This window comes from Cerasibacillus sp. JNUCC 74 (assembly GCF_053667775.1).
The window spans coordinates 3,049,074-3,072,118 of record NZ_CM132207.1; the positions used below are offsets into that span (position 1 = coordinate 3,049,074).

Here is a 23,045-nt window from a genome sequence, read left to right on the forward strand (position 1 = left end):
TTATTCTCCTTGCCTGTACTTTTTTACAACTGCTGTACGCATTCGATTTAACACTGCCGCAATTTCAAATCGACGAGGTCTAGCTAACTCTCCCGGGTGCTTTTTTGGATGTAATGTAAATGAGGCTAAGCCTTGTTGATCCATTTGCTGCTCAATACGATCCAGTAATTCAGGCAAAGCAACGTTATCCATTTGATTATTTCGATCTAAGTAATGAAGGATTTCTGCAATCATTCTTGTCTGTGATGCGTCAACAAGCTGTTCAACCTCTGCAAATGAGATATCCGTTTTTCCCATTTGTATATGAGTTAAACCTTTTGCTTGAACTTTTGCTCTCTTGCCCTTTCTTGTCTGTAATGAGCTTTGTTGAAAGTAACGTCTGGTTAACTTACCAAATCGTTCATTCCCTCCATTGTTTCTGATTAAAGGGTATTTTTCTATAATTGCTTTTGCTTCATTTGTTGCGTTATCTGGTAAATAGTTTTCTAAGCGAATAACTGTATCCGCTGTAGCAAAATAATCACCTGAGCCACCCATTACAATAATCGTAGACACAGATAATTCATCACGAAGCTGTGTTATTTTATCAATGAATGGTGTAATTGGTTCTTTATCTGCGTGCACGAGTAATTGCATTCTGTGATCACGAATCATAAAATTAGTAGCACTTGTATCTTCATCGATTAATAATGTGGAAGCCCCTGCTTCTAATCCCTCCATTACATTTGCTGCTTGGGATGTACTGCCACTAGCATTATCGCTTGAAAAAAATGTAGTATCCTGACCATGTGGTAAATTATTGATAAACGGAGAAATATCAACACCTGTAATTTTCCGACCATCTTCAGATCGAATTTTTACTGCGGAAGGATCGGTTAAAACAAACTCCCTTCCATCACCGTTTACATGTGAATATACTCCTCGTTCTATTGCCCTAAGCAATGTACTTTTACCGTGATATCCACCGCCGACAATTAACGTAATTCCTTTTTTAATTGCCATTCCTTTGATTGGCACGTCAGAATGAGGAATCTGTATCTCCACCTCATTTTCAGGTGGACTTTGGAACGGTATCGCCTGCTTTAAAGGGCGATTACTAATTCCGCTTTCTCTAGGTAAAATTGATCCATTTGCTAAAAACGCTACCCAGTTATTTTCTTTCATTACTTGACGAATTGCTTCTTGCTGGTCTGCTAACTTGATCGCCTGTTCAATTGCTTTATTAGTAATTGTAAAAACAGAATGATTAATAATGTCTGGAAGAACACGGAAAAATAATTTATTAGCTTCTCTACTATTTATTTTCCTTCCATTTGCCGGTAGTCCAACTGAAATACAAACCGTTATTTTTTCTGAGGTAATTTGTACAGCACTGCGCTCCAGCTTTTCTTGCCCTGGACGATCAAAAAAGATGAAGCCGCTCTTACCTGAGCCTTTTACATGAGAAGCTTGCTGAGCTACAGTCTTACCTATTATACGAGCAAATGCATCTTCAACAGCAATCTTTCTTGCATATGTTTGAAGCCATTCAGCTTTAATTTGTCGCTTACTTGCAGGAATAATGATTCTAAGTTTAGAAGGAGCAGCAAACGGATCTCCTTGAACATGATCAATCATAAACTCATAATCCGTTCCCTGATAGTTTCCTTGAATACGTTTATATGCTTTATAGCCTTTGTTATCAATTTCTTTTAAAAGCTTCACTAGGCTATTCATATAGACACACACCTCTATTGCTTTAAATTCATTAGTCAAAAAAATGAAACAAGCTTCTAATAACAACTATCTTCTTTTTCTGCTTCCGATTTTACATGTTCCCAATAAAGAAGTAAAACAAATCTTCCGGAAAAGCATGAGGTATCTATTTTTTTAAAAAACATAAAGGACAAGCGTTCTCTTAATGACGTACAAACTAGAAATATTCTGACGGGATAAAGTGAAACTTCATTCCGTGGAATGCTTTTTACATGGAATGTTAGTTGAACCAATCGGGCATTTAGGGGCCGTTTTTCTCATCTTGTTTGCAACATCATTAGCACATTTTTTGAAATGAGAAAAATACGGAACCTTACATGCGGGATAAAGTGAAACTTCATTCCGTGGAATGCTTTTTACATGGAATGTTAGTTGAACCAATCGGGCATTTAGGGGCCGTTTTTCTCATCTTGTTTGCAACATCATTAGCACATTTTTTGAAATGAGAAAAATACGGAACCTTACATGCGGGATAAAGTGAAACTTCATTCCGTGGAGCACTTTTTACATGGAATGTTAGTTGAACGAATCGGGCATTTAGGGGCCGTTTTTCTCATCTTGTTTGCAACATCATTAGCACATTTTTTAAAATGAGAAAAATACGGCGCCTTACATACGGGATAAAGTGAAACTTCATTCCGTGGAGCACTTTTTACACGGAATGTTAGTTGAACCAATCGGGCATTTAGGGGCCGTTTTTCTCATCTTGTTTGCAACATCATTAGCACATTTTTTAAAATGAGAAAAATACGGCGCCTTACATGCGGGATAAAGTGAAACTTCATTCCGTGGAGCACTTTTTACATGGAATGTTAGTTGAACGAATCGGGCATTTAGGGGCCGTTTTTCTCATCTTGTTTGCAACATCATTAGCACATTTTTTAAAATGAGAAAAATACGGCGCCTTACATACGGGATAAAGTGAAACTTCATTCCGTGGAGCACTTTTTACACGGAATGTTAGTTGAACCAATCGGGCATTTAGGGGCCGTTTTTCTCATCTTGTTTGCAACATCATTAGCACATTTTTTAAAATGAGAAAAATACGGCGCCTTACATGCGGGATAAAGGAAACATGCCTCTAAAACAAGGGTATGCCTATACTTAAGCGGCAAGCCCACTTTTAGTCGGGCTTCCTTTAGATGCGGGCTGAAGTTAACTAATCGCAGGGAGAAGATCGAAGTTTGCTACTGCTTGAGCACGGAAGGTAATTTATCAATAAAGTTATCCACCATATAGAAACAGATATCGTTTTCTAGATACCAATTAAAGAAAAATTCACCCTTCATACTAAAATAATAATAACTGGTTCAAACATTTAGATCCCAGTTAATACTCTAATTTTCAAAAAACTAAAAACGCAATACTTCGTACCCTTTACATTACGAAATACTGCGTTAAGACATATGTATGGAGCGGATGAAGGGAATCGAACCCTCGTCATCAGCTTGGAAGGCTGAGGTTTTACCATTAAACTACACCCGCATTCATTGAGGTTATGTAACTTTTAAAAAATATACGTTTTTTGAATGCAGAAATTATTATAACAGTTATTCGAAGTTAGATCAAGACATTTTTTAATTTTTTTCGACAAAAAATGAATTCTAAACTGTTTTATTTTGTCTGTACACCTCAATTTGTTCTTTTTACTAATTCAGTCAAGCTTATGAGACATAAAGAAAACGAAGCAAGTGACAAGTTCTGGACATCGGGATGACTCCCTGCCGTTCATACTTACATTGTAACGCAGTTGAACCACTCTCCTTTGAACAAAAATGAAAAAATTTTGCTTAGAAAGATTTACAATCTAATAAAGAAGTTATAGAATAGTCATAAGTTTTAGGGAGGAGAAAAAGAATGGCTGTATATCCAATTGTAATTGCACAACAGAAGTTTACACATCAAGACAGCCTGCGATATCCGTTTGAAGAACGCGGGCTTCAGTTTGGCGACGGAATTTATGAAGTCATCCGTATATACGAGGGAAAATATTATCTTCTAGTAGAACATCTCGATCGGCTATTTCGTTCCGCAGAAGCAATTAAAATCGATTTGGCTATATCGAAGGAAGAATTAACTCAATTATTATTGAAATTATTAGAAAAAAACAACATGGTAAAGGATGGAAAAGTATATCTACAAGCGACGAGAGGATCTGCTCCACGTGATCATGTATTCCCAAAAGACGTTCCTGCAAATATGTATGCCTATGTTCAAGACTTGCCACGACAATTAGATAAGCTTAAGCACGGTGTTTCAGCAATTACAACACCAGATGTACGTTGGGAAAACTGTTATATTAAAAGTTTAAACTTATTACCAAATGTACTTGCTAAGCAAGAAGCAAGAGAGCAAGGTTGCTACGAAGCAATTTTGCATCGCGGGGAGCTTGTTACTGAATGTAGTTCATCAAATATTTATCTTGTTAAAGATGGAGAAATCCATACCCATCCTGCTACAAATCGTATTTTACATGGCTGTGTACGAATACGAGTAGAAGCGTTTGCCAAATCTCTTTCTATTCCATTTTTTGAAGAAGGTTTTCATAAAGAAAATATTTATGATGCAGATGAAGTATTCTTATCTAGTAGTACGTCTGAGGTAATGCCGATTGTAAGTGTGGATGGCAAACAGATAAAAGATGGTATCCCTGGTCCAATTACCCGTAAATTGCAGCAAGCATACGAAAAAGATGCAGAAATTATTGACAACAAGATTGCTTCTAGCACATAGAAAAACTAAGGCAAGCTAAATGCCACAACATCCCTGAAAAAACGCGAAGTGTTGCTGTTGAAGCTTGCCTTTTCTAAAGTCTCAAAGCGGGATAAAAATTCTATTGTGTCACCTTTGAAATTTGATACGTTATTTCGATTTTTCTTTTTTAGTTAATATTCCCAACATACCTTCATCCTCTTAACATAATACGAAGTCTTTCATCATGATGAGACTTCGTATTTTTTTCATCTTATTACTACTTTACATTATTACTATGCCTTTGGACGACGAACTATCCTTCTTATCTAAGTTTTATCATGCTTGAACTCCTATGCTAGACGATGCTAATTTCAAATAAATATTTATACTGTAAAAACCAAATATTGTTTCCGAGACAACATTAACTTTTCAAAATGTTAGATTCATTCGTTATTCTGACACGATTCTTAGTTGGTAAAGCTATATTCTATTACTCTACCAACACTCCATTTTTTTCACTAACTAGGCTAGCTAAGGACAGTTACAATTCCATACCTATTTGCTAGAGGCAGTTTATTGTACATATTTTCCGTTTATTTAACAATTAACACTCGACATTCCGCACGTTGAACAATTTGATTACTTACACTTCCAAGAAAAAATCTTCCTACATTTCCTAGCCCGCGACTGCCCAAGATAATTAAATCAATCTTATTTTCATTTGCATATTCGAGAAGTTGGACACTTGGATTACGGAATGAATAATCTACTAATACTTCTGCTTTACATTTGATTCCTTCTTTAACAAAATCCTGTTGAATTCGTTCCATAATAGGGCGTAGGTCTTCAGCCATGTCGCTCATAAAACTTCGTGCAAGTATTGCATTAGTAGTCGGACCAGCATGAGTAACTACCGTCACTGCATGTACATTTGCATTTGAAAATTTTGCTTGTTTTTTTGCTTCTTCTATTGCTTTTTTACTTAATTCTGACCCATCATAGGCTACTAGAATATTTTCACTCATAATAGCTTCCCCCTTATCAGCTTTGTACATCTTAAAACTATCATAGCATAATAATGAAAGCGCTCTATAACATTTGTGAAAACGTCATAGATAATTCTTTTTTAAAAAGTAAAAAGATAAGAAAATTTTTCTGTTATTAAAATTGAACATTCATCTACATCAAATTTCAGTTGATGACGTCTCATAATGAAATAATTAGAGATACATATGAAGCTCTCAACGAATTTTTACGATTTATGGATAGAACTGTTTCAGATTTTTTAAATATTCTTTCTTCCTTTTCCCCATTTGAATTCAATTAACTTCATAAAAGAACAAAAGCTAGTAGGAGTTTTCTTCCATCTCCTACTGAATGTTAGTGCTACAAGGGTATGACCTAAAGCCCCTTGAACGAATCGGGCATTTAGGTGCAGTTTTGTCCCACTTAGACCTTTTGTATCAACTCAAGATTTTGAAGTGGGAGTCTTACGGCACCTTACATGCAGGATAAAAAAGTTATTTTTTCCTCTATTCCAATTGATTCGGGTTTCGAATTAGTTTAAACTATCAAAAAGTAAATCTTTTTTAATAAAGAGGAGGAAAATAATGAGAAGTTCCAAACGCGCTCTTACTACTACCGATATTACTAGATTAGAAGTGTTTAGTGATCCGCAGTTCACCCCAGATGGTACAGCATTTACGTTTACATCTACTACAATCAATGAGGAAAAAGAATATGAATCTCACCTTTTTTTCCAAAAGCTAAATGAGAAAGAAGCAAATCCACGGACATTCCATGCCAGCAAAAATAGTCAACTGCGCTTTTCCCCAGATGGTAAAAGAGCTGTGTTTCAATCAACAAGAAGTGGCCTTTCCCAAATTTGGTTAATTCATATGGATGGCGGTGAACCAAAACAATTAACTACTTTTCACCGTGGTGCAACTAACCCCGTTTGGTCCCCAAACGGAAAACATATTTTCTTCTCGGCTTATTTAACGCATGATGACGATATACAACAAGAAAAAGAGCCTACAAAAGAAGAAAAAAAAGAGGAACAAGCAGCCGAACAACAAAAACCGATGATTGTTAATCGTTTAGATTATAAGTCTGATGCAAGGGGACTTCATGATCATACAAGAAAGCAAATCATTATGATGAATGTGGATGAAGGAACATTGAAACAATTAACTAACAATGATAAAGACCATGAATTTCAAGATATATCACCGGACGGCAACGCTATATTATTTACTGCTAACTTGAATGATGATACTGACTACGAACTAACCAATGACCTATACTGTCTCCATATTCGAACAGAGCAAAAAAAGAAACTAACAAATGGTGAAGGGACTTATTACAAGGCGTCGTTTTCCTCAGACGGAACGAAGATCGCTTCGTTTGGCCACGAGTTTGCTTATAAAGGGGCTTCTCTTACGGAATTGTATGTATTTGATTATGAAACAGCGAAAAGAAACTGGCTAAGTAAAGATTGGGATATTGAGCTTGGCGATTCCATGATTGGGGACACCCGCCTTGGAGAATCAAAATCAGGCCCTGTGTGGAACGAAGATAGCACATGTATTTTTTTTATTGCAACGAGCGAAGGAGCTACCGAACTTCACCAAGTTTCCTTAGAGGGAGAGCATCAAGTTCTTTATAAAAATGATAATCACGTCTTTGGTTTTGCATATGAGGGTTCAACAAAATCATTTATTCTCGGCATAAGCACCCCAACTGCTCCATGTGATTTTTATTTATTAAAAGAGGATGAAACTCTTATTCTTCTTACTAATAGTAATAAAGCATTACTGGATGAAGTTGCATTGCAAGAGCCAGAAGTATTTAATGTAAACCCAGAAGACGATTGGACAGTTCAAGGCTGGATATTACGCCCTTACGGATTTACAGAAGGAAAAAAATATCCGACAATTTTAGAAATTCATGGTGGCCCGCATGCCATGTATGGTCAAACTTTTTTCTTTGAAATGCAGCTGTTAGCAGCAAAAGGGTTTGTCGTGTTATACACAAATCCACGAGGTAGCCACGGATATGGACAAAAGTTTGTTAATGCATGTCGCGAAGATTACGGAGGTGGTGATTATCGGGACTTAATGGCAACTGTAGATTATGCTATTAAAAAGTATAGTTTTATCGATGATCAACGTTTTGGTGTTACTGGTGGCAGTTACGGGGGCTTTATGACAAATTGGATTATTGGTCATACCAATCGTTTCAAAGCAGCTGTTACACAACGTTCTATTTCTAATTGGCTCAGCTTTTATGGAGTAAGTGACATTGGCTACTTTTTTACAGAGTGGGAGCATGGAGTAAATTTATTAGATGATCCTGCTAAACTTTGGGAATTTTCTCCATTAAAATATGCAGAAAAAGTAGAAACGCCATTACTAATTTTACACGGTGAATTAGATTACCGCTGTCCTATTGAGCAAGGCGAACAACTTTTTGTCACGTTAAAGCATTTAAAGAAAGAAGTAGAATTTATTCGCTTCCCTAATGCTAATCATGAGCTTAGCCGCAGTGGAAAACCGGATATTCGTATGGAGCGTTTGAATCATATTTGTAAATGGTTTGAAAAACATCTCTAATAAAAAACTATATCAAAATTCTTGTTAAAAATGGATTCTTCCTATTTTACTTAGTATGTATCTAACAGGATAGTATGAACTCTAAAACCATAAACACTATTTTATACATTCAAAAAGCTGATGTTTCTTAGCATCAGCTTTTTGAGTGTTAACCAGATTTAATCATTTTATCCGTGAACGTGTTGGCTTTTCTTTTCGACAAGCGGCATGATAGTCTTGTAATGCGACTACTTTCGTTTTTGGCGATACTTGGTTTCTATTTTGAAGTACGAGCCATTCAAATGTTTCCAAACTTGTAAAACAAGGAATCTGGTGACGAGTAGCCCACTCCCTCAGATAAAAACCAAACTTATTTGGTGCTCTCCCCTGATTAGGAAGATTTAAAATAAGGTCAGGTTTCTTTCCATTTCGTAACTTTTCCAACTCATTCCGTTGTTTTTTTATGACCGTAACAGGTAGCCCATGTTCCTGTAAATAAACTGCAGTCCCTTCTGTAGCCAATAGGGAAGCGCCTGCCTGAATACATGCCTGGATCGTTTTAAGGCTATGTGTTTTCATTCGATCTGCTATAGATACGAAGATAGTTGGTGCTTGTTTATCCAGAAATTGATTAACATAAAGCGGGAACAATTTGCTAAAGGCCTGTTGTTTATTATTGGATATAGCAATAATTTCTCCTGTAGATTTCATCTCCGGCCCCAATAAATGATCAACTCCCTTTAGCTTGGCCGCTGAAAATACTGGTGATTTTACCGTTATAAAAGGCGGCTCCATACATAAACCTAATTGATCAGCTAGATCTGTTAACCTCTTCCCTAACTGTACCTGTACAGCCCATTCCACCATAGGAGTATCGGTTACTTTACTCAAGATAGGCACGGTTCGAGAAGAACGCGGATTGACCTCTAATACATAAACTTTGCCAGCATGGAGGATGAATTGAATATTCATCATACCGATAATTGGTACCATCTGGGCAATTTTTCGAGTAATAGCAGTAATTTGCTGTTTTTCCGATGGAAGGAGTGACAGTGGTGGAAATACCGCTAAACTGTCACCAGAATGGACTCCTGCTCTTTCTACATGTTCTACGATGCCTGGAATAATAATATCTTTGCCATCACTAATAACATCAACTTCACACTCTTTTCCCGGAAGGTAGGGATCGATTAACAATGGCCAACAGCGGTCATTTGTATCTTCTTTAATTCTATAAATATACTGCTCTAATTCAGCATGATTATAGCAAACAAACATCGACTGTCCGCCAATCACATACGATGGGCGAATTAATACAGGAAATCCGAGTTCTTTTGTTGACTCCGTTAACTGCTGTTCGTTTTGTACAACACTGCCTTTCATATGCAAAATGGAGCATTCGTCTAATAGTTGATAAAATTGCTCCCGGTCCTCCATTTGATCAATATGCTTGGGAGCTGTTCCTAATATAGGAACGCCTGCTTCTTCTAATTCGTTTGCTAAATTAATCGCCGTTTGTCCCCCAAACTGAACAAGCACACCGTCTACTTTTTCTTTTTCAATTACGCGCAGGACGTCCTCAAATTCAAGTGGCTCAAAATAGAGTTTATCTGCAACGGAATAATCGGTGCTTACCGTTTCTGGGTTATTATTAATCACAATGGCTTCATAACCGAGTTTTTTCACCGCTAACACAGCATGGACAGAGCAGTAATCAAATTCTACCCCTTGCCCGATTCGAATTGGCCCAGATCCAAGTATTACTATTTTCTTGCAATTATTTCTAACTTTTACTTCATCACGTCCATGCCAAGTAGAATAGTAGTATGGGGTAATCGCGTTGAATTCTCCAGCACATGTATCGACCAGTTTATATGCTGGTTTTATTTGCAAATCGTTCAATCGTTTTCTTACCAATTCAGGCTTTGTGTTCATCAGCTTAGCAAGGTGTCGATCACTTAAATTAAATCGCTTCGCTTGTAACAGTAAAGACTTAGATATACGTAAAATAGAATGTTTTTTCAATTCATTTTCTAAAGCTAAAATTCGCTCTATTTTTGTTAAAAACCAAATATCGATTTGAGTAATGGCATGTAAATCTTTTATACTTTTACCGCGCATCATGGCTTCAGCAATGGCAAACAGCCATAAATCATTCGGCTCTTGTATCAAACATTGTAATTCCGCATCAGATTTTTTCTTTATCCTTGATAAATGTAAACTGTCAACGTCCATTTCCAAGGAGCGAATTGCTTTTTGCAGTGCACCTTCAAATGTGCGATCAATCGCCATTACTTCTCCGGTTGCCTTCATCTGCGTTCCCAATGTACGATCTGCTTCCGTAAATTTATCAAAAGCAAATCGTGGCAGTTTGACAGTGATATAATCAAGCGCCGGCTCAAATGACGCATACGTATTTCCGGTGATCGGATTTGCAATTTCATCTAAGTGATAACCAATAGCGCATTTCGTAGCAATCCTAGCAATGGGATAACCTGTCGCTTTTGAGGCAAGCGCAGACGAACGGCTGACTCGCGGATTAACTTCAATGATATAATAATCATTCGAATTTGGATCCAAAGCAAACTGAATATTACATGCGCCAACAACTTTTAAAGCTCGAATGACCTTTAATGATACAGAACGAAGCATTTGATATTGTGTATCAGATAAAGTCTGTGAAGGAGCAGTCACCATAGAATCTCCTGTATGAACTCCAACTGGATCCATATTCTCCATATTACAAATAATGATGCACGTATCATTCTCATCTCGCATCACTTCATATTCTATCTCTTTCCAGCCTTTAATACTTTTTTCCACAAGCACTTGATGGATAGGACTTAACTCTAAAGCCGATGGTAGCTGCTCTAAAAGCTCTGCTACATTATCAGCAAACCCTCCACCTTCTCCGCCTAATGTATATGCTGGACGTAATATGACAGGAAATCCGATTTGCTTTGCAAATGAGAGTCCTGCATCTATTGTTTTGACAACCTTTGATTGGCAAACAGGCTCGTTTATATCATGCATTAACTGCCGAAATTGCTCTCTATTTTCTCCTTTTTGAATCGAATCTACGGAAGACCCCAACACCTTTACTTGATGTTTTTCAAGTATTTCCCTCTTGTAAAGAGCAATGGTTAAATTTAATCCTGTTTGCCCCCCCAAAGTACCAATTAAACCATCAGGCTGTTCACGAGCTATAATTGCCTCGACGCTTTCTACAGTCAATGGCTCCATATATACTCTATCGGCAATATGCTTATCAGTCATCATCGTTGCCGGGTTGTTGTTAACTAAAATAACTTCAATCCCTTCCTCTTTCAGAGCTAGACAGGCTTGCGTACCAGCATAATCAAATTCCGCTGCTTGACCAATTACTATTGGTCCCGAGCCAATAACAAGTACTTTATTTAATGCTTTGCGCATAAGTGATTCCTCCCCAGATGTCTTACCTGTTCCATAAACTCTGTCATGATATATGCCGTATCACTCGGACCGGGATGAGACTCTGGGTGAAATTGGACTGTGGTAATCGGTAAAAAATGGTGCTTCATTCCTTCAATCGTTCCATCATTAACATGTTGAAAAAGCGGTAGAAATATCGTAGGATCGATACTGTCTTTTCTTACTACATAGCCATGATTCTGCGATGTTATTTTCACCTTTCCCGTTAGTAAATCTTTTACCGGATGATTGGAACCGCGATGTCCAAATGGCAGCTTTTCTGTATCTGCTCCATACGCTAAAGCAATTAGTTGATGACCCAAACAAATTCCTAGTGTTGGATAGTTTTCCGTTAATTTTTTTACAACTGGAAAGTATAGCTGTAATTCTTTCGGATTGCCAGGACCATTACTAATGATAATTCCATCTGGATTTAGCGCTTGAATCGATGCAGATTTTTCATTAAAAGGCATAATCGTTACTTTACAATGATGGTTTAATAGTGCCTCTACAATAGATTTTTTATAACCAAAATCTAAGACAACAATATGACAATCTCCCTTTCCGAGTTGAATTGGCTGCTTAACACTTACTTTTTGTACTAGATGTTTCGTATTAGGTATCGAAAATGAATATTTATAATCTGGAAAGGCTTTTTCCAATACAATTCTCCCTTTTACCGTTCGCCGCTTTCTTATCACAGCAACAAGTGCTCGTGTATCTACATTTTTTAAACCTGGAATACGATTCTGCTTCAACTCTTCAGATAACGTTGTTTTTGCTTGAAAATGACTGGGTTTATCACATAGATCATTGATAATAACACCTGCAATTTGCAGACGATCACTTTCTATATTAATGGAGTTCATCCCGTAGTTCCCTACAATTGGATATGTCAAAGTAATGATTTGTCCAGCATATGAAGGGTCTGTAAATATTTCTTGGTAACCCGTCATGCTTGTATTAAAAACAACTTCACCAGTTACTTCACTTTCATAACCTAGCCAATCTCCTGTGAATACTTCTCCTGTTTCTAACACCAGTTGCCCCTTAGTCATTCTCCTCCACCTCTTCGATTCGGATTGTAATTATTCATTATTATAGTAATACTTCCCAACATATTCAAGTATATTTATAAATTTTAATTAATATTTATACATTTTATAACTGCTTTATGTAATTATTAGTCAAGTGGCTATGATAATTGCTTAACATCTATTTTTTGTTATCATTTGTATTTGAGTAGCTTATTCATTTATCAGCATTTGAAACAATTCATTACCTTCATGCTGTAAAAAAATAATTTTCGTTATATGCATTTTTAAGTTAAATTAAGAAAAGGCACATCGCTAAATAGTGATGTACCGTGAACATTATCTATATGCGTCATGAAAGACATGTGTTAATTTACCTCTTTCCTATCATGACGCAAAGTAAAAACTCGTCTTTAGCCCGTATCTAAGTTAGCCAATTCATCCAGCACAACAGGACAAGGTAAGCTTCTTGAATAAACATCGCACGCAGAAAAGTGCTTTCCTTTTCAAGGACAAGGAGGAACTACGACAGCGATACTTCGACGGTTTTTCAAGGACAAGTAAGAATTCTTTTGAATATGCTCATTCTTTATCTTGTCAGAAGTTCTTCAGTTTGTACGTCACAAACCGAAGCAGTTGCATATTTTTATCAGTATCAGAAAGGATGAAATGAATTTTGGACTTTATTGTGATATATATTGGTTTAAAAATTGATTTAACCGCTTGATGTACTCGTCTTTATGTGTTACAAAAGCTTCGCCATGACCTGCTCCGTCAAAAGTAACGATTTCTTTCGGACTGTTCGTATGTTCATATAATTCCTTACTCATTCGTGTTGGCACAAATGTATCGGCATTGCCATGAATATACAATATTGGCACCTTTGCTTTTTCCACTTGTTTAACGGCTGATGCTTCCTGTAAACCATAGCCTGCACGAATTTTAGAAACAATGCTGGTACTTGGTAAAAGAGGAAACGCAGGCAAGTGAAACATCCGTTCCATTTGATAATCGAACATATCGTATACACTAGTGTAGGGACTATCTGCTACAATCGCTTTTACATTATCAGGAAGCTTCTCACCACTTGTCATTAAAACCGCTGCTGCTCCCATGGAAACACCGTGTAAAACAATTTCAGTATTTTCGCCCTGCTCTTTAATTACTTTATTTATCCAATCGACATAATCCTTACGATCATGCCAGCCAAATCCAATATAATCTCCTTCACTTTCGCCATGTCCTCTTAAATCAGCCGTAAACACATTATAGCCTAAATTTTCATAATAATATTGCCCAAACATGCCCATATCCGTAGCTCTTCCCAAGTATCCATGCGCAAAAATAACCGTTTTGTTAGTTTCCTTTTTTGCCTTTAAATAATAACCTTGTAATTGGAGACCATCAAAAGACATTATTTCCCATCGATTAAAATTCTGATTTCGCACCCAATCTCTCCAATCCCCTTCAAGCATTTCATCCAACGCTTCGGCAGAAACTTCAAGATCATTATTTCCTTGAAGGAAATCTTTTTCATTACGGGCAATAGCTAAACGATAAAAATAAAAACTAACAATTATATCAATTACTAATAAAATCACAATGAAACCTATTCCTATTCGAATCCACTTTTTCTTCAAACCGACTTCCCACCTTTTTCACCTTATCTCTTTATTATATAGGTAAAAAGGCTTGTATGAAACTAGCATTCCATTGGTACTTGTTGACAATCCTATACTATTGACATACAGCTTTTAACAACTTTACATTAGAATATTTAAACCTTTATACTATAAAAAAACTTACCCTTATAGGTTTAGGTCGATTTGTTTCTACCAAACTGTAGATTGTTTACTTATAGTGATGACATTTTACATAAATAACAATGAATAGCTTGATATCCCCTTCTTATATAAAACCCACTATTTAAACGATAATATAAACCGTTTAAATAGGGGGTTTACAGCGAATAGAACTTGACTAATGAAACAACCCGGATTCTTCCGATTTTTTCTTTAACTTGATTATATGCCTGAAAATTACTGGTTTTAAAAATGCACCAATAACAATCGCGCCTCCACCAAACAGAGAAAGGTAGAAAATATCCTTTAGCGCTCGTTCCCAAACAATTCCACCAATCGATTCACGCATTAAATCAATAGCATACGTAAACGGAAGAAAAGGATTGATGAATTGGAAAAACTCCGGTAATAATACAACTGGATATGTTCCTCCAGAACCAGCTATTTGCAGCACTAAGAATACAATGACGATTGCCTTACCAACATCACCAAACACAGATACAGTTGTATAGATAATTAACATAAATATGATGCTAATTAATAATCCAAATACGAGAAACCAATATGGATGAGCTGCATTTACCTTCAATATAATAAGATCACCAATTGTCACAATTATAGTCTGCAATATACCAATTGTCATAAATGTATACATTCGGCCAAAATACATTTGTCTTCCAGTATAATCTACTTTATCATGCACATCTGTTGCCAAGAGGGAAATTAGTAGAAGTCCCCCTACCCAAATAGCTAAAACAGTATAGAACGGCGTCATCCCTGTTCCATAGTTTTCAATTGGAAAAATTTTATTTTCGTTCAGTTTAACAGGCTCTTCAAAGAAGCTTCTTTCTGCATTCGGATCATTTTGCAGCAGTTTTATAATCTCATTAATATCTACTTCCCCTTTAATACTGCGAATTCTATCTGCCAGTTCATTTACTTTACTATTAACATAAGGGAATTCACCTAATGCATATTTAATAACATCTTTGCCTTTTCCTAAATTCTTTTCTGTATTACCTAAAATACTTTCAATTTCTGGTATCATCCCTTGGATATCAACTAAAATATTCCGTGCTTTTGACAATGTTGCTTGTGCACGATTAATTTCATTCATCACTGTCGGCTCAATTGTTTCTTTATATTCTTTTAAAAATGCATCGATATTCGTCGACGTATTTTCTGATAGTTGTTGTAGGTCACCAATTACTGCTGACACTTCTGTTTCTTTATTATTAATAAACTCAACAACTTCACTATTTTTCTGTTTGATACTTGCTAATTCGTCTTTAATCATGGTTAACCGTTCTAACGCTTGGTCTATTTTCTGTTGATTTATCTCTTGACTGTTTATGGATTGATTATTGTCTGAATCTTTGTCCTGAGCATTCTCTGTTTGTTTCTTTAATTGTTCTAATGCTTGCTGAACCGTCTCTATTTTGTTGATTCCTTCATTAATACCTTGATTTATTTGATCTGTTAGCTCTTTACTATTACCAAAATCAAGATCCAAGTTTTGAATATCTTTAATAAACGAATTAGACTTCTTAGCAATTTCCTGCACCCGTTGCAAATCCTGTTCAATCTTTGGAGCCATCTTATCTAAGCGATTCTCTGCCTTATTTAAAAATTCTGTAGTATTGTCGATTGTAGTTAACCCGTTATTTGTAACTTCTTTTGCATCAGGGATAAGGTCTTGAGCTTTATCGATCATACCCTGTGCACGATCGGCATCGGATAATGATTGATTCAAAAGATCATTAATTTCCGGTAAATTTTTTTCCATTTCAAACACATAGTTTTCAAATCGCTGTATATCAGGTAAATCTTTTTCTAATTCAATACCTAAATCATTAAATATGTCAAAAATAACCCCGTTTACAGTAGAAGTAAAATTACTACTAATTTTTTCAACAATGACGGAGGCGCCTTTTTGCGTAATCTTTGGTGCAATTGCATTTGTTTTTTCATTTACGTAATACTCGACATTCGCTTTTTTGGGGTGATCATCTATCACCGTTCCTAGTCTTTTCGAAAAATTTTCTGGAATGATGATAACAGCAAAGTAATTTCCATACTCTAATTCGTCTAAGGCTGCTTTCCGATCGGTAAACTTCCAATCCATTGACTTATTTTCTTTCAATGTCTTTACTAATTCATCTCCAACATGAATTTCCTCACCACGAACAGTCGCACCTTTATCTTCATTCACTACGCCAATAGGAAGTTGATCGGTTTTACCATACGGATCCCAGGAAGCCTTAATATTAAACCAAGCGTAAAAAGATGGGAGAACAATTAACCCTCCGATGATAATTGCAGCAACCCAGTTTTTACTTAGATTTTTAATATCTGTAGAAAAAATTCGCCATATGTTTTTCATGTGTGTCACTCAACCTTCTGCCATAAATGAATACTCGTTCATTTTTTTGCTTAAAAAAACTAATATAATGGATTATAACAACGTTAAGCAATTAAAGCCAGTCAAGAGCAAAAGTAAGGTAATTTACAATTTTCATACGAATAGTGAATAGCAACAAACAAATGTTATATAGCCAGAAATTATCCTAATTAAACATCAATTGTTTAATAAATATGATTCTAAAAATACAGATATTATTATGTAACTTAGGCGCTCCTTTAGTCATTCTCTAAAGTACGGCGAATTTTTGGATGTATCATTCTTACCAAGATTTTCCCCTTTTTATATAGTAAAATATTCATTTCATGAAAGAGAAAACTCTACCAGCTCAAGCCTTTTTTGCTGCACCTTAACATTAGAAAAAATTGGCTTGTCGCCAAGTCTTTAGCGAAAGCTGTAGTTTTTCTTATACTATAAACCTTAAAACTTTATACTTTCCTATAGTATGAAAAAAGAGCTTTAAATAAGCCCTTTTCTCTCCTGTCTCTATCATTTATTCTTTAGACATACTTAAATATGTCGTCTTTCCATTAAGTGTATTCCGACACTAATCATTACAACCCCCATTAATAAATTAAAAGAAATTGTACATAACTTATACTAAATGGAGTGGATTTGCTAATAAATATAGCCCCTTTTCTTTTATACATAAATAAAAACTTAATCAACTTTTTGAATCGTTATTTTCCAGCTTGTCCCTGTACCAATATGGTAGGCTTTAGCAAATGACCCTTGATTTAATGCAACAGCCAATTTATCCAAAGAGTTTACATACATCAATGGTTCTCCTAAATGAGTTTGGGCGAAAGAACGTGCAAATAGCATTTTATTTTTATACACATCTTTATCATGGTGAGCAATCGTCACTTGTAATGTATCTCCATAGCGGAATCCTGCTTCTTTAAATAAACTGCGATCAATATTCGTCCACAAATTTCCAAATCGTACATCTAAAATATCAATACATCCTTCAATTATTCCATGATTATTTCTAGCAGTTTCTTTTGTTAAACAAACGATATGATCCCCATTCACTTTCGGCCCTACTTCTTCATAAGAGATCACATCAGATGCAAGTCTTGCAGCGGTATATGCATATACATCACGCCCATGAAACGTATGGGACTCTCCTGAACAAGGCAAACGATTTATTTTTTCATCAATTATCCGCGCTTCTTTTAATCCAATATGTGCTTTCACATGAGTAAGTGTTCCATTATTTGGTGTTACAATATATTGATTTTCATTCGTTTTTACGACGACACTCCATCTGTCTGTTCCAACACCTGGATCTACAACTGATACGAATACCGTTTTCTCAGGCCAATATGGAACTGTTTGATACAATCGATAGGAGGCTTCCCAAATATTATACGGGGATATATCGTGGGTTAAGTCAAAGATTCGAATGCTTGGATTCACTGAATTGGCAACACCATACATAGCACTAACCGCACCATCACTTAATCCAAAATCTGTTTGCAACACTAAATGTTTCATCATTTCTATCCCTCCAAATTATATTTCTATCAAAATCTTGAATCCTTATAAAGTGAAACTCCATTCAACGGGGCTTATTCCCTCAAAATGGAACAAAGGTGGTATTTCTTGTCTGCTGCAACACCACTAGTACATACTATGAGTCAAGTTCATACCGGATAGTTTTGAATGGAGCAGCGTATGCAGTTCGGCTTCTCTTTTCATAAGAAATTAGCTTTTAAAGTCAGTATTGCCTTTTTATTCAAAACTTGAAACTTTTTTAACGCTAACTAATTTCCAAAGTACAAAATCTAGGTTCGCCTCGGTCAGCCCGACAAGCGCGCTGAAACCCCGATAAGAGGATGCCCACGCCATAGGGAGAAAGGAAGCGACCATGAGGGACTAGGCGCTGGAAATTTTTATACTTTCCTAACAAAAAATCACGTCCTTATCTTAATGATAAGGACGTGATGCAACATACGTGGTACCACCTTATTTTACTGTATATCTCATATACAGCCTCGAAAAGTACTCCCGTTTTTGAATTTGTTACCAAAATTTTAAATAATCATTTCAAAACGTTTTATACTTTGGTACGATAACGGGTACCAATCTCCGTCATAACCTACTAATAGTATGTTCAGCATGAGGCTCTGGAGGCCATTTTTCTGATTGATATTTTTGCTTCTTTTCAGCTTTCGAAGCTCTCTGTATAAAATAATCAACCATACTTTTCCTCTGTCATTGCCTTTTTATTGTATTAAAACGTATTATATCTATATATAGCTTATTTTATTTAATAAAGCAACTGTTATGATAAATGTGAATAACTTTCATACAAGCCGACCAGCCTACTTGAAAAAAATGATCTAGGTAAGATTATATATTAATTTTATTGAAATATGAGAATTTTATACCATTTCCTAATTATTTCCACAATGGACAAGCTCTATATAGTATAATAGTAGGGACAGGTTATGCAGGGTGTATAAGGAAGTAGCGATGCTTCTTAGTGCTTGGCGACTGGTAATCCCTAATGAAAGGGGCTGAACACTTTTGATTTCCATTGACAAAACGCTTGAGCTGATGTTTTCGTTTGCGACACTTGTACTGTTGATTGTCAATAGCCGCGAAAGCAAGTAATCACCCTGCCGACTGTGTTGACCATGGATAACGAACTGTAGCTTGTTGTGTCCTGTAGCAAAGTCGCCGCCCCTTTGCGGATAACTGTCTGAGTCGCAAGTTGCCGCTTGCGACTCTTTTACGGTCCCACCTATCCAACATCAAACCTTTAAGCAATGGAAATCTTCTTTATTCATGTGAGCTTTTCATTGGAATGCCTTACCCTTTCGCTAAATCTACCGGAAATTTTCTTTGTTAAAAAGTTAAAAGCAACCAATCTTATCCTATTAATCCAATTGAACAATTATTCGTCCATTTTTGAACAAAAACTAAAATCGCTGCACCCTTGTCAATGTACCGATATTGAAACTTTTCTTGTTCTTAAATCCGAACAAATTGGATATTTAGGAACAACTTCTCTTATAGAGAGATAATTACAGATCCTGCGTAGAAAAACTTTTCACTGCATCAAATGAATATTTCTATGCTTCTCTAAAAATGCTCATTATCTTGCATATTCATTATACCTTATTTTCATTAAAAAAATCGACAAATTATGCAATTTTCATTATCTTTTTACTAAACAATTTCTATTTTTCATCGATATAACGTAAAATAATCCGCCATTCTTCCACTTTTTCATGAAACGTTTTTGTATATCGGCCTGGAATAGGGCTGGTAGAAGGAAGTTTCACTACGTTTACAGGTGATATTTTAGCATTTTTAAAATATTTAACAAACAACTGATACGATTTGCTACCATTACAAGCTATCAATTTTATAGAAGGGTACTTTTTTAATAAACTGGGAATATCATTTGGAACTGCATCACGTATATTCGCATCAAGACTCCCTTGACGATAACAAGTAGCAATGGTATCCCATAAAGCGATGCGATGCTTTTTGCAAAACGAAAGCTTATTTTCATAGTTTTCTACTAAAGGCTCATTGAATAACGTAAATAGGATATTCCAAAAGTGGTTTCTTGGATTACCATAATATTGTTGTTTTTCCAACGATTTCACACCTGGCATTGAGCCTAAGATAAGAACAGCTGGCTTTTTTGGCAGGACAGGGGGAAAAGATGTCAACTTCTGCATAATAACTACCTCCTACTTCATCAAATCAAACAAAAAACTGATAAATGGGAAACTCTTCCTATAGCTACCATCTTTCCGTTTAGCAAAGTACTTTTATAGTTAACTAATGCATGACGCTAAACACTTACATTTTTTCTCTATTATAACCATGCATATTCAAAATTGTTTTTACTTCAAATTTAATAAAGTAAGCATTTTTCTTCTCGAAATGGAATCCATGCTAAAATCACAAGCGTCTTAAAAAGAAAATCGCTTTTACTGTATACGATACCTATTTAAGATAGTCTTCTTTGTTCTGTCGACACGAATGAATGGCGATATTTAAAGTGCTGTTATCTTCCATTTAGTACCCTCTATTACGCTTGAAGTGGAGATTATAAAGCAACTTGTGGCATCCACTCCTATCTAATGCATTTATTCTGCCCGCTTCTTGGTTCTATGGCGAACTCTTTTATCAACAAGTTGTATGATTGATTTTATTTTTTTCATCATTGTATTCAATTTACTACTAAGTTTAACCGTAGTATTGCCCTTGATAAACAACCCTAAAGAAACTAGTAAATAGAGATGACTCATAAAAATGAATATTGCTGTTAAACTACCATTCCACATTTGGCTAAAAAGATAAGTCAGCTCATTAACCTCTTCTGGTCTACCAATAGAATATAAAAAACCTATAAGCGGAGTAGCAATGGATAATATAATTGATAAATAAGCAAATGGGATCAAGCGGTCTCGTGCATTACTTACAATTGCTAATAACAATGTCCCCGCTATAAAAACGACATAAATTATCCAAACACTCGTTGGTAAGGATACCAAATGTCTCACCCCTTATATTTCTCTTTTCTTTTTCGATTCCCTCATTGAACCAATGAAAAACAATGTTTAAGTTAAATTACAGTGCTTATTCGTATCATCTTAGATAAAAACTAACGCTTATTATTCATTGTTGACTAGTTTATATTATCAATTTTTATTGTACAAGGTTCTTAAGCCTGTTTACGCTTTACTATTTGTTCTTTTATATCTTGTGGGGTACTATCTTTAACAAAGAAAGCCAAAAAAAGCCCGATAAAAGACAAAACTGTAGCTGCATAAAATGCCATATTCACACCGTGTATCTGTCCAAGGACAGTTTCATTACTACCTGTTGCTAAAGCTGTAGCAGTCATAATTGTTATTAGTAATGCTGTACCAATAGAAGCGGCTACCTGACGCATTGTATTGGTCATAGCAGATCCATGGGGAATAAGCCGATATGACAATTGATTTAATCCGGCTGTTGTTGAAGGCATCATTATCATAGAAATCCCAAACATACGAATAGCAAAAATAACCGTTAAATACGCAAATGACGTATCTTTTGTCAAATTGGTATATAACAATGACGTAATGGTTAGTAAAAATAATCCAATGATGACAAGATACCTAGCACCAAACCTGTCAAAAATTCGTCCATTTATCGGCGACATAATCCCCATTAATAATGCTCCCGGAAGAATCATTAACCCTGATTCAAAAGAAGAAAAACCTGCCATATTTTGCATATAAATCGGTAAAATGGTTTCTGCTGCGATTAAACCAATAAATCCAATCATACCGATAATCATCGTTATCGTGAACATCTTATTCTTAAATACCCGAAACTCTAAAATCGGTTCTTTTAATTTAAATTGCCGAATAATAAATATATATAAGGAGACCATACCAATAATAAGTGAACCGACAACCATTTTATTTGTCCATCCAGTATTTCCAGCACTACTAAATCCATATAAAATTCCGCCAAACCCTATTGTAGAAAATAAAATAGACAACATATCTACTTTTGGAAATGTACGTTTCGTAATATTTTTCATAACAAAATATGCTACAATCACATTAATAGCAGCTAAGGGTAAGACGACATAAAATACAGATCTCCAAGGATAATGCTCTACTAACCAGCCAGAAATTACCGGACCAAGTGCTGGGGCAAATCCAATTACAAGTCCTACTGTCCCCATTGCCGCACCTCTTTTTTCAATCGGAAAAATCAGCAAAAATATCGTCATCATTAATGGCATCATAATCCCTGCACCTGCTGCTTGAATGATCCGTCCAACCATTAATAGAAAAAAGTTTGGCGAAATAGCGCAAATTAGTGTACCGATAGTAAAAATACCCATTGAAGAAATGAACAATTTACGTGTTGTAAAGGTTTCAATTAAAAAAGCTGTAATTGGTATCATAATCCCATTTACTAGCATGAAGATGGTCGTTACCCACTGTGCCGCATTCTCCGTCAAATGTAAGTCAATCATGATTGGAGGAATAGCTGTTGTAAGTAAAGTTTGGTTTAAAATAGCTAAAAACGCTCCGGTTATCAGAACAATGATGATCGGTAATTTATTTATTTGTTCTACATTTTCTAATTCTTGATGCGCCATTTATTCCCCACCTTTTATATATTCGCATGACTTATCTAAAGAAAAAGTACCTTATATTCTACCACATAATTAAAGAAAACTTCATCTTTCTGGAAGTGTTAGTTTATTCTGAGTTCATATAAGTGCGTATTCAAAAAAGGGGAAGACACCTGAGGTTCTTAA

General features: G+C 35.7%; 12 protein-coding genes, 1 tRNA gene and 1 other annotated feature. Of the genes, 2 read left to right on the plus strand and 11 right to left on the minus strand.

Annotated elements, in window-relative coordinates; genetic code table 11:
* Together JNUCC74_RS13620 and JNUCC74_RS13625 are read right to left on the minus strand one after the other, a co-directional pair.
* Positions 1 to 1,716 carry an ABC-ATPase domain-containing protein gene (locus tag JNUCC74_RS13620; protein WP_454065772.1) on the minus strand — a complete coding sequence of 572 codons (1,716 nt, stop codon included), beginning with the start codon at positions 1,714 to 1,716 and terminating at the stop codon, positions 1 to 3.
* A gap of 1,450 nt (positions 1,717 to 3,166) precedes the next feature.
* Positions 3,167 to 3,240, minus strand: a tRNA-Gly gene (locus JNUCC74_RS13625).
* Between the two features lie 372 nt (positions 3,241 to 3,612).
* Between JNUCC74_RS13625 and dat the strand changes: the two genes are divergently transcribed.
* Positions 3,613 to 4,488, plus strand: a complete 876-nt coding sequence (dat, locus tag JNUCC74_RS13630; RefSeq protein ID WP_454065773.1) for a D-amino-acid transaminase — start codon at positions 3,613 to 3,615, stop codon at positions 4,486 to 4,488.
* Between the two features lie 554 nt (positions 4,489 to 5,042).
* Here dat and JNUCC74_RS13635 read toward each other — a convergent pair.
* Positions 5,043 to 5,474, minus strand: coding sequence for a universal stress protein (locus tag JNUCC74_RS13635; RefSeq protein ID WP_454065774.1), 432 nt, complete (start codon positions 5,472 to 5,474; stop codon positions 5,043 to 5,045).
* A gap of 585 nt (positions 5,475 to 6,059) precedes the next feature.
* On the opposite strand from JNUCC74_RS13635, the gene JNUCC74_RS13640 reads away from it, so the two are divergent.
* Positions 6,060 to 8,063 carry a S9 family peptidase gene (locus JNUCC74_RS13640; RefSeq protein WP_454065775.1) on the plus strand — a complete coding sequence of 668 codons (2,004 nt, stop codon included), beginning with the start codon at positions 6,060 to 6,062 and terminating at the stop codon, positions 8,061 to 8,063.
* Positions 8,064 to 8,225: 162 nt separating this feature from the next.
* On the opposite strand, the gene JNUCC74_RS13645 is transcribed toward JNUCC74_RS13640, so the two are convergent.
* From JNUCC74_RS13645 to JNUCC74_RS13680, 8 genes are all read right to left on the minus strand, one after another.
* The gene (locus JNUCC74_RS13645) at positions 8,226 to 11,474 is read right to left on the minus strand and encodes a carbamoyl phosphate synthase large subunit (RefSeq protein WP_454065776.1); all 3,249 of its coding nucleotides are present in this window, start codon (positions 11,472 to 11,474) and stop codon (positions 8,226 to 8,228) included.
* A complete protein-coding gene (locus tag JNUCC74_RS13650; protein ID WP_454065777.1) occupies positions 11,459 to 12,550 on the minus strand; it encodes a carbamoyl phosphate synthase small subunit in 1,092 nt (363 codons plus the stop codon). Before JNUCC74_RS13650 ends, JNUCC74_RS13645 begins: the two co-directional genes overlap by 16 nt.
* Before the next feature lie 659 nt (positions 12,551 to 13,209).
* Complete coding sequence (locus JNUCC74_RS13655) at positions 13,210 to 14,166, minus strand: alpha/beta hydrolase (protein ID WP_454065778.1); 957 nt, start codon at positions 14,164 to 14,166, stop codon at positions 13,210 to 13,212.
* 340 nt (positions 14,167 to 14,506) lie between these two features.
* Positions 14,507 to 16,711, minus strand: a complete 2,205-nt coding sequence (locus JNUCC74_RS13660) for a YhgE/Pip family protein (RefSeq protein WP_454065779.1) — start codon at positions 16,709 to 16,711, stop codon at positions 14,507 to 14,509.
* 699 nt (positions 16,712 to 17,410) lie between these two features.
* Positions 17,411 to 18,253, minus strand: coding sequence for an SAM hydrolase/SAM-dependent halogenase family protein (locus tag JNUCC74_RS13665; RefSeq protein WP_454065780.1), 843 nt, complete (start codon positions 18,251 to 18,253; stop codon positions 17,411 to 17,413).
* A gap of 434 nt (positions 18,254 to 18,687) precedes the next feature.
* Positions 18,688 to 18,983, minus strand: a binding site (T-box leader).
* 958 nt (positions 18,984 to 19,941) lie between these two features.
* Complete coding sequence (locus JNUCC74_RS13670) at positions 19,942 to 20,451, minus strand: DNA-deoxyinosine glycosylase (protein WP_454065781.1); 510 nt, start codon at positions 20,449 to 20,451, stop codon at positions 19,942 to 19,944.
* Between the two features lie 414 nt (positions 20,452 to 20,865).
* The gene (locus tag JNUCC74_RS13675) at positions 20,866 to 21,273 is read right to left on the minus strand and encodes a hypothetical protein (protein ID WP_077317920.1); all 408 of its coding nucleotides are present in this window, start codon (positions 21,271 to 21,273) and stop codon (positions 20,866 to 20,868) included.
* A gap of 170 nt (positions 21,274 to 21,443) precedes the next feature.
* Entirely contained in the window at positions 21,444 to 22,883 is a 1,440-nt protein-coding gene (locus tag JNUCC74_RS13680) for a DHA2 family efflux MFS transporter permease subunit (RefSeq protein WP_077317921.1), read from the minus strand.
* Positions 22,884 to 23,045: the final 162 nt, after the last annotated feature.

Bases quoted from the DNA above. Each gene is read 5' to 3' on its own strand.
- JNUCC74_RS13650 (WP_454065777.1), bottom strand. From the start codon at position 12,550: ATGACTAAGGGGCAACTGGTGTTAGAAACAGGAGAAGTATTCACAGGA.
- JNUCC74_RS13645 (WP_454065776.1), bottom strand. From the start codon at position 11,474: ATGCGCAAAGCATTAAATAAAGTACTTGTTATTGGCTCGGGACCAATA.
- JNUCC74_RS13620 (WP_454065772.1), bottom strand. From the start codon at position 1,716: ATGAATAGCCTAGTGAAGCTTTTAAAAGAAATTGATAACAAAGGCTAT.
- JNUCC74_RS13665 (WP_454065780.1), bottom strand. From the start codon at position 18,253: ATGATGAAACATTTAGTGTTGCAAACAGATTTTGGATTAAGTGATGGT.
- dat (WP_454065773.1), top strand. From the start codon at position 3,613: ATGGCTGTATATCCAATTGTAATTGCACAACAGAAGTTTACACATCAA.
- JNUCC74_RS13680 (WP_077317921.1), bottom strand. From the start codon at position 22,883: ATGGCGCATCAAGAATTAGAAAATGTAGAACAAATAAATAAATTACCG.
- JNUCC74_RS13635 (WP_454065774.1), bottom strand. From the start codon at position 5,474: ATGAGTGAAAATATTCTAGTAGCCTATGATGGGTCAGAATTAAGTAAA.
- JNUCC74_RS13640 (WP_454065775.1), top strand. From the start codon at position 6,060: ATGAGAAGTTCCAAACGCGCTCTTACTACTACCGATATTACTAGATTA.
- JNUCC74_RS13670 (WP_454065781.1), bottom strand. From the start codon at position 20,451: ATGCAGAAGTTGACATCTTTTCCCCCTGTCCTGCCAAAAAAGCCAGCT.
- JNUCC74_RS13660 (WP_454065779.1), bottom strand. From the start codon at position 16,711: ATGAAAAACATATGGCGAATTTTTTCTACAGATATTAAAAATCTAAGT.